General features: G+C 72.6%; 9 protein-coding genes and 1 pseudogene. 7 read left to right on the top strand and 3 right to left on the bottom strand.

Features of this window, described 5'->3' with window-relative positions; translation table 11 throughout:
* Positions 1–36: 36 nt before the first annotated feature.
* A complete protein-coding gene (gene mca / locus MXD58_RS10940; protein WP_248836547.1) occupies positions 37–930 on the bottom strand; it encodes a mycothiol conjugate amidase Mca in 894 nt (297 codons plus the stop codon).
* 454 nt (positions 931–1384) lie between these two features.
* On the opposite strand from mca, the gene greA reads away from it, so the two are divergent.
* The 3 genes from greA to MXD58_RS10955 all read left to right on the top strand — a co-directional run bounded on the left by greA (position 1385) and on the right by MXD58_RS10955 (position 5798).
* On the top strand, positions 1385–1870 hold the full coding sequence (greA, locus tag MXD58_RS10945; protein ID WP_248836546.1) for a transcription elongation factor GreA: 486 nt from the start codon (positions 1385–1387) through the stop codon (positions 1868–1870).
* 275 nt (positions 1871–2145) lie between these two features.
* Positions 2146–3633: a magnesium chelatase ATPase subunit I gene (locus tag MXD58_RS10950; protein WP_248836545.1), complete on the top strand. Its 1488-nt coding sequence runs from the start codon at positions 2146–2148 to the stop codon at positions 3631–3633.
* Positions 3634–3806: 173 nt separating this feature from the next.
* Complete coding sequence (locus MXD58_RS10955; protein WP_248836544.1) at positions 3807–5798, top strand: vWA domain-containing protein; 1992 nt, start codon at positions 3807–3809, stop codon at positions 5796–5798.
* On the opposite strand, the gene MXD58_RS10960 is transcribed toward MXD58_RS10955, so the two are convergent.
* Positions 5795–6367: a PadR family transcriptional regulator gene (locus tag MXD58_RS10960; RefSeq protein ID WP_248836543.1), complete on the bottom strand. Its 573-nt coding sequence runs from the start codon at positions 6365–6367 to the stop codon at positions 5795–5797. The genes MXD58_RS10955 and MXD58_RS10960 overlap by 4 nt on opposite strands.
* Positions 6368–6441: 74 nt before the next feature.
* On the opposite strand from MXD58_RS10960, the gene MXD58_RS10965 reads away from it, so the two are divergent.
* From MXD58_RS10965 to MXD58_RS10975, 3 genes are all read left to right on the top strand, one after another.
* A complete protein-coding gene (locus MXD58_RS10965) occupies positions 6442–6864 on the top strand; it encodes a DUF3291 domain-containing protein (RefSeq protein ID WP_248836542.1) in 423 nt (140 codons plus the stop codon).
* A gap of 101 nt (positions 6865–6965) precedes the next feature.
* Positions 6966–8120: a trypsin-like serine peptidase gene (locus MXD58_RS10970; protein WP_248836541.1), complete on the top strand. Its 1155-nt coding sequence runs from the start codon at positions 6966–6968 to the stop codon at positions 8118–8120.
* Positions 8121–8220: 100 nt separating this feature from the next.
* Positions 8221–8682: a hypothetical protein gene (locus tag MXD58_RS10975; RefSeq protein WP_248836540.1), complete on the top strand. Its 462-nt coding sequence runs from the start codon at positions 8221–8223 to the stop codon at positions 8680–8682.
* Between the two features lie 18 nt (positions 8683–8700).
* Here the strand turns inward: MXD58_RS10975 and MXD58_RS10980 are convergent, their stop codons facing one another.
* Entirely contained in the window at positions 8701–9600 is a 900-nt protein-coding gene (locus tag MXD58_RS10980) for an alpha/beta fold hydrolase (protein ID WP_248836539.1), read from the bottom strand.
* Between the two features lie 226 nt (positions 9601–9826).
* Between MXD58_RS10980 and MXD58_RS10985 the strand changes: the two are divergent.
* Positions 9827–10897, top strand: a pseudogene (locus MXD58_RS10985) (MBOAT family O-acyltransferase); the annotation flags it as partial.
* Between the last annotated feature and the right edge of the window lie 47 nt (positions 10898–10944).

The raw sequence follows: 10944 nt of genomic DNA on the forward strand, positions 1-10944 counted from the left end.
GCCGCGGACCGGGCGGCCCGGCTGGCGCCGCCGCCGTCACACGCCGTTGAACAGGTCGGCCTCCGGCAGCATCCCGACCTCGATCAGCGAGCGGGCGAGCTGATAGTCCTCCGTCGGCCAGGCCTCCCGCTGCACGTCCAGCGGGATACGGAACCACCAGCCCGTCGGATCGACCTGGGTGGCGTGGGCGAGCAGGGCGCGGTCCCGGGTCTCGAACCAGTCGGCGCACGGCACCCGGGTGGTCAGCCGCCCGGCGTCCTCGGCCCGGCTCGCCCACTCGGCGAGCCGCTCGGCGTAGGGCGATTCCAGCCCGCGGGCCAGCATCGCGTCGTGCAGCGCCAGGATGCGCTCCTTGTGGAACGTCAGGTGGTAGTACAGCTTCAGCGGCTGCCAGGGCTCGAGCCCAAGGTCGGCGCCGACCTCCGGGTAGCGCTCGGGATCGTTCGCCGCCTCGAACGCCTCGACGCTGATCCGGTGGGTCATGATGTGGTCCGGATGCGGGTAGCCGCCGGACTCGTCGTAGGTCGTGATGACCTGGGGGCGGAAGGTCCGGATCAGCCGCACCAGCGGTCGGCTCGCGGTCTCCAGGTCGGTGGTGGCGAAGCGCCCCGGCGGAACGGGGGGCAGCGGATCGCCCTCGGGCAGACCGGAGTCACGGAAGCCGAGCCACTCCTGGCGGACACCGAGAATGCGCCGGGCCTCGTCCATCTCCTCCCGGCGGATCTCGCTGATGCGGGCGGCGACGCCGGGGGTGTCCATCGCCGGGTTGAGGATGCTCCCCTCCTCGCCACCCGTACAGGTGACGACCAGGACGTCGACGCCCTGGCTGGCGTAGCGCGCCATCGTCGCCGCGCCCTTGCTGGACTCGTCATCGGGATGCGCGTGGATGGCCATGAGACGCAGGCCATGCCGCTCGTCGACCACAGGCATGCGACCATTGTGGCTGACGCCCGGACCGGAGCCGGTTCACCGGCTGGTCGGGCTCGCGCCCCGGCGGCGACCGACGCGGTACCCGCCGTGCGGAACCACGCGACGTCACGCGACGTTCGATCTGGAAAAGTCACCCAACGCCGTGGCACAATACACCGTCCGCGCATGCGGTGGCGGGTGTCACATCGTTGGCTGGCGTACCGACATCGTCGTCGGTCCGGCCACTGGGGGCCAGACGCTTCTCGCCGCCGGTCGGTCACGCCCGCGCCATGACGGCCTTGCGATCGTGGTCGACGTCCCCGGACGGATGACCCACCCATTCGGGTGAATTCGCTGGTCCGAGGACTTCCCATGGTTCGGGAGGGGCAGGGCGGGCGGCGGGTTCGACCCCGGATTTCCTTGATTCGTTTTGTTATCGTGACCCTTTTGATGTTCTTCGAGGAGCGTGACCCGCGTGACGCAGCAGACTTGGCTCACCCAGGAGGCATACGACCGGCTCCGCTCCGAGCTCGACTACCTCACCGGCCCGTGGCGCACGGAGATCGCCACCAAGATCGAGGCCGCCCGTGAGGAGGGTGACCTGAAGGAGAACGGTGGCTACCACGCCGCCAAGGAGGAGCAGGGCAAGCAAGAGGCCCGCATCCGCCAGCTCGCTGACCTGCTGCGGGACGTGAAGGTTGGGGAGACCCCCAGCACCAAGCACGGCGAGGCCGGCCCTGGAACGGTCGTGGAGGTGCGCTTCCCGGGCGACGACGAGACGGAGAAGTTCCTCATCGGTTCGCGTGAGGACCACAGCACACCGATCGAGGTGTTCTCCCCCGCGTCCCCCCTCGGTGGTGCCGTCACCGGGCACAAGGCGGGCGAGACCGTCACGTACACACTCCCGAACGGTCGGGCCGCCAAGGTCGAGATCGTCTCGGTCTCGCCCTACTCCGGCTGACACTCCCACCCCGGCCGGCTCGTCACCCTCCGTAACTCCCGCTCGCGGTCCTGGCGGCCAGGACGATCCAGACATCCCGCCGCGCCGGACATACCCCGCTTGCCAGTGGACGGGCGGCGGTGTGCCGGTGCGGCGAATGGCACATCCGTGCCGGTCGCGTGACGAGCCGGGCGGGGCTCGTCACGCGGCGGCGATGGCCGTGCGACCACTACGCCCGCAGCGGACGGGGGCCGACTCGGCTGCGCGGGCAGCGGCGCCGACGTACCGTCGGACAGGTGGAGGATCTGCCGGCACCGCCCCGTCATTCCGTCCCACCGACCACGACATCGCCGACCGCCGGCCCGGCGGGTTCACCCCCCTCCGCGGTCACGGTGGGTGAACTCCGTAGCAGCGGGCACACGCATCGATCGGTCCGCGCGGAGCTGCGGGAGAACCTCGTCGCGCTGATGCGGGCCGGCGCGGTCCGCTTCCCCGGCATCGTCGGGTTCGATGAGACGGTCCTGCCGCAGGTCGAGCGGGCCATCCTCGCCGGCCACGACATCGTCTTCCTCGGCGAGCGGGGTCAGGGCAAGACCCGCCTGATCCGCACCCTGGTCAACCTGCTCGACGAGTGGTCGCCAGCGGTGGCCGGCTGCGAGATCAACGACCATCCGTACGCACCGGTCTGCGGCCGCTGCCGCGCGCTGGCCGCCGAGCGGGGCGAGGATCTGCCGATCACGTGGCGCCACCGCGGTGAGCGGTTCGGCGAGAAGCTCGCCACCCCGGACACCAGCGTCGGCGACCTGATCGGCGACGTCGACCCGGTGAAGGTCGCGCAGGGCCGCACCCTCGGTGACCCGGAGACGGTGCACTACGGCCTGGTGCCGCGCACCAACCGGGGCATCTTCAGTGTCAACGAGCTCCCCGACCTCGCCGAACGCATCCAGGTCTCGCTGCTCAACGTGCTGGAGGAGCGGGACATCCAGGTCCGCGGCTACCTGCTGCGGCTGCCCCTGGACCTGCTGCTCGTCGCGTCGGCGAACCCGGAGGACTACACCAACCGCGGCCGGATCATCACGCCGCTGAAGGACCGGTTCGGCGCCGAGGTGCGCACCCACTACCCCCTCGTCCTGGCCGACGAGCTCGACCTGATCCGCCAGGAGGCGGTGATCTCCTGGGCCGGCTCCGCGCTCGGTGCGCCCGAACTCGCCGACCATCTGCTGGAGGTCGTCGCCCGGTTCACCCGCCTCGTCCGCGACGCCCCGCAGGTCGACCAGCGTTCCGGGGTGTCCGCCCGGCTTGCGGTCGCCGCGGCCGAGACTGTCGCCGCTTCCGCGGTCCGCCGCGCGGCGCTCACCGGGGAGGACACCCCGACGGCCAGGGTCGTCGATCTGTCCTCGATCGTCCCCGCCGTGCGCGGCAAGATCGAGTTTGACCAGCTCGAGGAGGGCCGCGAGGACGAGGTGCTCGCGCTGCTGCTGCGCCGAGCGATCGCCGAGACGTTCCGCGCCCGGCTGGCCGGCGCCGACCTCACCGGCCTGCAGAACCGGTTCGACAGCGACGGCCCGGTCGAGACCGGCGACCTCGTGCCCGCGGCCGAACTGCTGCGCCGCGTCGGCCCGGTGCCCGGCCTCGCGGCGATCCTCAATCGGCTCGGCGTCGACGGCGCCGAGTCACCGGGTCTCGCCGCCGCCGCGCTGGAGCTGGCGATGGAGGGACTGCACCTCAACCGGCGCCTCGGCAAGGAGGAGCTTCCCGGCCGGACCGTCTACGGCGGTCCCTGAGCCGGCGCTCCAGCACCACCCGGGCGGTCCAGCACCACCCGGGCGCTCCAGCACTACCTGGCGGTCCAGCACCACCTGGCACACAGGCTCGCGGCAACGGCGCTCGCGGCAGCATCCCCCCGGCCGGGACTTCAGGGCCCGGACCGGGCGCGACCGAGTGGGAGGACATCCCGGTGAGCTCCGCTTCATTCCGCTATGGCCCGTGGGACGGCGGTCCCGACCCGCTCGCCTCGCCCTTCAGCGCGGCGGACGCGCTGGACGAGATGTCCCGCCAGATCCTCGAGGGGCGCACCCCGCGCGAGGCGCTGGAGGCGCTGCTGCGCCGCGGCATGCCAGGCCAGCGCGGGCTGGACGACATGCGCCGCTCCATCGAGCGCCGCCGCCGCGAGGCCCGCGGCCGCGGCCGGATGGACGGCACCCTGCAGGAGGTCCGCCGGCTGCTCGACACCGCCGTCGGCCAGGAGCGGGCGGCGCTGTTCCCCGACCCATCGGATGAGGCCCGGCTGCGGGAGGCCGAGCTCGACTCCCTGCCGGCGGATCCGGCCCGGGCGGTGCGGTCGCTGTCCGACTACGACTGGCGCTCCCCCGAGGCCCGCGAGACCTACGAGAAGATCTCCGAACTGCTGCGCCAGGAGGTCCTGGACTCACAGTTCCGGGGCATGAAGCAGGCGCTGCAAGGAGCCGGCCCGGAGGACTTCGCCGCGATCCGAGAGATGATCAGCGCGCTGAACGGGCTGCTGGAGGCCGACGCGCGGGGCGAGAACACCGATGCGGCGTTCGCCCAGTTCATGCGCGAGCACGGTGAGTTCTTCCCGGAGCAGCCGCAGTCGTTGGAGGAGCTGGTCGACGCGCTGGCCCGGCGGGCTGCCGCGGCGGCCCGGCTGCTGGCCGGCCTCACCCCCCAGCAGCGCGCCGAGCTCGCCGATCTGATGTCGACCGCGATGGAGGACCTGGGGCTGGCCGCGGAGATGTCGCGCCTGGACCAGGCTCTGCGCGCGGCGCGCCCGGACCTCAACTGGGGTGGCCGCAAGCGTGGCCGCGGCCGCCTCGGCGAGGGCCTCACCGGCGAGCAGGGGCTCGGCCTCGGTGACGCCACCACGGCGCTGGAGGAGCTGGCGGAACTCGACGAGCTCGCCGCCGCGCTCGGGCAGGACTATGCCGGCGCGTCGCTGGAGGACATCGACCCCGACGCGGTCGCTCGGGCGCTCGGCCGCTCCGCCGTGGACGACCTGCGCAGCCTGCAGCAGGTCGAGCGGGAGCTGGAGCGCCAGGGCTTCATCACCCGGCGCGCCGGCAGCCTGGAGCTCACCCCCCGGGCGGTCCGCCGGATCGGGCAGGCCGCGCTGACCCGGATCTTCCGGCAGGTCTCCGCCCGCGGCCGGGGCGATCACAGCATGCTGGACGCGGGTTCCGCCGGTGACCTGCTCGGCACCTCGCGGGCCTGGCAGTTCGGCGACACCCAGCCGATTGACGTGGTCCGCACGGTCCGCAACGCGGTGCTGCGGGCCGGGCCGCCCGGCGCCGGCCAGCCCGTGCGCCTGGAGGTCGCCGACTTCGAGGTCGCCGAGACGGAGCGCCGGTCCACGGCGGCGGTGTGCCTGCTGGTGGACCTGTCGTACTCGATGGCGCTGCGCGGGACGTGGGGCATCGCCAAGTCCACAGCGCTCGCGCTGCACACGCTGGTGACCACCTCGTTCCCACAGGACAAGATCCACATCATCGGCTTCTCGGACTACGCCCGGGAGCTGCGGCCCGTCGAGCTCGCGGGCCTCGAGTCGGAGATGGTCCAGGGCACGAACCTGCAGCACGCGCTGCACCTCGCCGGCCGGCTGCTGAGCCGCTACCCCCAGTCGGAGCCGGTCGTCATGGTGGTCACGGACGGCGAGCCGACCGCGCACCTGCTGCGCAACGGCACGCCCTCGTTCTCCTGGCCGCCGATGCCGGAGACGCTGGAGCTGACCCTGGCCGAGGTGGACAAGCTGACCCGGCGCGGGGTGACGATCAACGTGTTCATGCTCGACGACGAGCCGCGGCTGGTGCAGTTCGTCGAGGAGATGGCGCGGCGCAACGGCGGGCGGGTGCTCTCGCCCGATCCGACCACACTCGGCAACTACGTCATCCGCGACTACCTCGGCGCCCGGGGCGGCCGCCGGGTCGCCCGCTAGGCGTCTGCGGGGTCCGGCGGCGGCGCGGCGGCGCGGATCAGGCCTGGGTCGGCCGCGAGGCGTTCCCAGAACTCGGCGGCGATCCGCTCGTACCCGAGGCCGAGTTCCAGGGTCCGCCGCAACGACCAGGGCATCGCGTCCGCGGGCAGCGCGGCGAGCTGGCGGTACACCTCGAGCTGGGCGCGGTGCGCGACGGCCTGGCCGCGGGCGAGCCGGACGGCGTCCCCGGGCTGGCCGAGGTCGCTGAACGCGAGCTTGAGCAGGCCGGGGTCACGCAGCTCGGTCCGCCCGGAGTCGCCGGCCGCGAGCCAGGCCGCCAGGGCGCGCCGGCCGTCGTCGGTGATCCGGAACGTCCGCCGACGGCGCCCGGTCTCCTCCCGCTCCTCCCGCAGCAGGCCGGCGGCGGCCAGCCTGGGCGGCTCCTTGTAGAGCTGGGCGTGCGGGAATGACCAGAAGTTCCCGACGGACTGCGCCACCGAGACCTTCAGGTCATACGGCGTGGCACTGCCGTGGCGGGCCACCTCCCCCAGCACCAGGTACGACACCGGCGTGAGCGCGATCTCCTCCATAGTCCCAATAATACGGCTTGACTCACACCATACGTTTCGGACTATAGTCGTCTCGTACCGACGGTTCGAAACAGATGATTGCGAGGCCCGCCGTGCCGACCCTTCCCTGGACGGCGCCGTCCGGCGCCACCGCCCCCACCGGGGGGCGGATCGAGGTCATGGCCTCCGCCTTCACCCTCACGTCCCGCCGGCACACGTTTCGGATGATGCGCGTGTCGATGGCCCTGCGGAAGTCCGTGCTCACCTCGCCTGGCGCCCTGGGGATATCCCTCGTGGCACGGCCGCTGAGGCGGCAGTACTACACGCTGTCGTCCTGGACCGACCGGGCGGCTCTGGACGCCTTCGTGCGCACGTCGCTCCACCGCGAGGCGATGCGCACCCTCGGCCCGGCCATGGCCACCGGCCGTTTCACCTTCTGGCAGGTGGGGGCGGACGCGCCCGCCCCCACCTGGGAGGCGGCCCACGAGCGGCTGGCCGCCGAGCCCGACCGGGCCTGAGCACGGTCGGGCTCACCCGGGCCGGGTGAGCCCGGCGAACCCGCGTCACCCCCGTCGCGCCCCGTCAGCGGCACCCCGAAACTCTGCTACCGTGCGCGATCGTGAGGTCACGCAGGGCGTATCTCGAGCGGGGAGAGAAGGTCGATCCGTCGCGTCATCCGTCGCGACGACGACCGGGCCCCACCCGGCTGATCGCAGCCGCCCTGCTCGCGGCGGCCGTCGGCCTGGTTCCGGCCGCCACCCCCGCCACCCCCACCGCGCTCGCGACGCCGACGACGCCGCCGGCTCCGCCCGAGGTGATCGCCGCTGGCGATGGGGCGGCCGGCGCCACCCCCGGCGATCCGGACGCCGCCATCACCCGTGGCCGGCCGGCGCCACCCTCCGCCACGGGGGCGATCTCCGCCGCCGAGCAGGAACGGGTCGCCCGGTACTGGACGGCCGAGCGGCGAGACCGCGCCTTCGGCTCCCACTCCGCGGCCCCCCAGGACGCCGCCGGCACCGCCGCCCCCCTGTCCACGCCGTACGGCGACGACCCGGGCAGCGGGCCCGCCGCCGCGCCGCCGCCGCCACCGAGCGACGGCACGCGATACACCTCGGGCGGCCTCGTCACGACGACCACCGGGCGGTTGTTCAGCTCGATCGACGGTTCCGACTTCGCCTGCTCGGCGAGCGTGGTCACCAGCCGCGGCCGTGACCTGGCCGTGACCGCCGGGCACTGCCTGCACGGCGGCTCGGGCTCCGGGTTCGCGACCAACGTCGCGTTCGTCCCCGACTACTCCGACGGCGAGACGCCCTTCGGCATCTGGACCGCCCGCCACCTGACCGTCACGCCCGGGTGGGCGCGCGGCTCCAACTTCGACGTCGACACCGGCTTCGCGCTGTTCAACACCCAGCGCGGCCGGCACCTCCAGGACGTCGTCGGCGCCCAGGGCATCGCGTTCGACCTGCCGGTGTCCTATCAGCAGTACAGCTTCGGCTACCCGCGGCTACATCCGTTCGACGGCTCCGCCCTGATCTACTGCGCCGGCCCGGGAGCCGCCGACTCCTACGGCGGCCCCTCGATCGGCGTGCGCTGCCGGATGACGGCGGGCTCCAGCGGCGGCCCGCTCATCGCCGGGCTAGGCCGGCTCGGCCCCGGGCACGGCTGGATCGACGGCGTGATCAGCTACGCCTACGCCGGGTCCGACGACCGGCTGTTCGGCACCCGTTTCGGCGACGCGGTGCGGCTGCTGTATTACCAGTCCAGCGCCTTCTGACCGGGCCGGGCGGTCACTGACCAGCGTTCATCCGATACCTCATGACGGTGGGGGATCGGCCGGTGCGTCACCGCGCGGGGGCGATCGATAGCGTCTGCGCATGCCGCATCCGGGTGCCTTCGGACTTCTCCTGACCCTGCACGTCGTGCTGGCCGTGTTCATCATCGGTCCGCTGACCCTGGTCGGGGCGGCGGTCCCCCTGTTGCTGCGCGGTGGCGCGGGCGCGCTGCCGGTGATGCGGCTGGCCGCCCGCCTGGTGCGGGTCTTCGCGGTGGCGACGCTGCTCGTCGCGCTGACCGGCGTCGGACTGGTGCACCAGGGGTCGTTCGGGAGTGTCCGGTCCTTCGGCGACGACTGGCTCGCCGCCTCGATGGTCCTGTGGGTGGTGGGAGCCGGCAGCTTCCTGGGGCTCGTCGCCCCCGGTCTCTCGCATGCGATCGCCGAGATCGACGCGGGTGGCGACCCGCGCCGGCGGATCACCACCATCACCGCCGGGGCGGCGCTCGGCTCGGCCTGCTGGCTGATCGTCGTGGCCCTGATGGTGATCAAGCCAGGCGGCTGAGCCCAGCCGCCGCGGCCCTCAGCTCGCCGCCGCCAGCGGAGCCCGGCCGGCCTCGCCCCGGTCCACGACGTCCTCCAGCTTGTCCAGCACCCGCTCCCACACCGGTCGCGGCAGCTCGTGGCCCATCCCGTCAATTTCCAGCAGTTCGGCGGCGGGGATCGCGACGGCCGTGAGCCGCCCGCCGATGACCGGGATCAACGGGTCGGCCCCGCCGTGCACGACGAGGGTCGGCGTCGTCAGCCCGGCCAGCTCAGCGGTGCGGTCCGGGGCGGCCAGCAGGGCGGCGCACTGCCGCAGCACGCCGTCCGGGCCGCCGCTGCGCTCCCAGTAGATCTCGGTCCGTCGGCGCAGCCACGCCTCATCCGCCGGGAACTCCGGCGAGCCGAGGACCCGCTGCGACTCCTGGGCGGCAAGCACAGCCTCGGCGAGATCCCGCGGGGCCGGACGGAGGAACAGCGCAAGTGCCTCCGGGGTCGGTTGGACGCGGTGGTCACCCGGATGCGACATCAGCGAGGTGAGACTGCGGACCCGCCCGGGGCTGCGCAGCGCGGCGATCTGGGCGATCATCCCGCCCATCGACGAGCCCAGCAGGTGTGCCGAGTCGATGCCGAGCGCGGCGAGCAGACCGAGCGCGTCGGTGGCCATATCGGCCAGCCGGTACGGCGCGGCGTCGACCTGACCGGCGAGAACCGCGCCAAGATCAGGAGGCCCGAGTTCGTCGAGATGGGTGGACCTGCCGACATCGCGGTTGTCGAACACGATCACCCGGTGGCCACGGCGGACCAGCGCCGTGATCAGATCGGGATGCCAGCCGGCCAGCTGCTGGCCGAGCCCACTGATCATCAACAGTGGCAGGCCCTCGTCGTCCCCGTGGACCTCGTAGGTCAGGTCGAGGCCGTTCACCGTGACGATGCTCATGTCCGGACGGTAGCCATCCTGTGGCGCACACGCACCCCTTCTCGACACCGCAGGGCGATACCGCCCCTGTCGGCGCGACCCGGCGAGCCGCCGCACCGGCGACAGCCGACCCGTCGCCCGCGATTCACTACTTATTGTGTCTCCTCAACTCCTTAGAGTAGCGCTGCTGAGGTCGGCGGTCCCCAGCACGCGGCGCCCCGTCGCGTTGACCACAAGGGCGGACACGGTGATCTTTCCGACGATCGAGTTCGCGGCGTTCTTCGCCGTGACGCTGGCGCTGTCCTGGCTGCTGATGCCCAGGCCACGGCTGTGGAAGCCGTTCGTCCTCGGCGCCTCGTACTTCTTCTACGGATACGCGGACGCCCGGTTCGTCCTGCTCATCGTCGCCTCGACGCTGCTCAACCAGGCCGCCGCCCGGGCCGTCCACCGGTACCGGGACCGCCGCGTGCTCGCCGCCGCCGTCGCCTGCGACCTCGGCCTGCTCGGCTGGTTCAAGTACTACGGCTTCTTCGCACTCTCCGTCGACCACGCCCTGACCGACATCGGGCTGCCGGCGCCACTGCCGCTGCTCCAGGTCGCACTACCGGTCGGGATCTCCTTCTTCACGTTCCAGGCGATCAGTTATGTCGTCGACGTGTACCGCGGGGCCACGACGCCGGCACCGCTGCTCGACTTCGCCGTCTACGAGGCGTTCTTCCCCCATCTGGTCGCCGGGCCGATCGTGCGGGCCAGTGAGTTCCTGCCGCAGCTGACCTCGCCGCGCGACCCGGCCAGGGTCCCCGTCGCCCGGGCCGCACTGCTGATTCTCGGCGGGCTGGCGAAGAAGGTGGTGCTCGCCGACGTCATCGCCGTGCGCCTGGTCGACCCGGTGTTCGACGCCCCCGGCCAGCACTCCGCCGGTGAGATCGCCGCCGCCGTCTACGGCTACGCCGTGCAGATCTACTGCGACTTCTCCGCCTACTCCGACATCGCGATCGGTCTCGCCCTGCTGCTCGGGTTCCGCTTCCCCGACAACTTCGACCGCCCCTACGCCGCCCGCAGCCTGCAGGAGTTCTGGCGGCGCTGGCACATGACACTGTCGCGCTGGCTGCGCGACCACGTGTACCTGCCGCTCGGCGGAAACCGGCGGGGACGGCGCCGCACCCACGCCAACCTGCTGATCACGATGACGCTCGGCGGGCTGTGGCACGGGGCCTCGTGGACCTTCGTCGTGTGGGGCGCGCTGCACGGCAGCGCCCTGGTGGCCGAACGCCAGGTGCGTGCCTGGCTTTCGGGGCGGGGCGGCGCCCCGGCGCCCGCCCGCACACACCCCACGCTCCACGTCACCTCTCACATATAAAAAAA

Origin of the sequence: Frankia sp. AgKG'84/4 (assembly GCF_023242965.2) — a bacterium.
GTDB lineage: Bacteria > Actinomycetota > Actinomycetes > Frankiales > Frankiaceae > Frankia.